We start from the raw sequence: 316 nt of genomic DNA on the forward strand, positions 1-316 counted from the left end.
AACTTGGCGACATAGTCGTGGAAGCCGGCCTGCCGGCCGCGCTCGATCGCCGCCGGCGACACCATCGCCGACAGCGCGATGATCGGCAGCCCGACCAGATTGTGGTCCGAGCGGATGTTCTCGGCGAACTCGAAGCCGTTCATCTCGGGCATCTCGATGTCGGTCAGCACGACGTCGAAGGCCTGCCCCGAGCGCAGCGCGGCGAGCCCTTCCTGCGCATTCGGCGCGGTCCGCACCTTGTAGCCGGCGGCCTTGAGCACCGGCGCCAGCATGTTGCGGAAGAACGCTGAGTCATCGACCAGCAGCACCGACTGCG

At 67.4% G+C, this 316-nt stretch carries 1 protein-coding gene; it reads right to left on the minus strand.

Annotated features, from left to right (window positions below; all coding sequences use genetic code 11):
- The coding region (locus FNJ47_RS46890; RefSeq protein ID WP_163163587.1) for a response regulator at positions 1 to 316 on the minus strand (316 nt) is incomplete at both ends.

The sequence above is a fragment of the Bradyrhizobium uaiense genome (genome assembly GCF_010811875.1).
GTDB classification, from domain to species: domain Bacteria; phylum Pseudomonadota; class Alphaproteobacteria; order Rhizobiales; family Xanthobacteraceae; genus Bradyrhizobium; species Bradyrhizobium uaiense.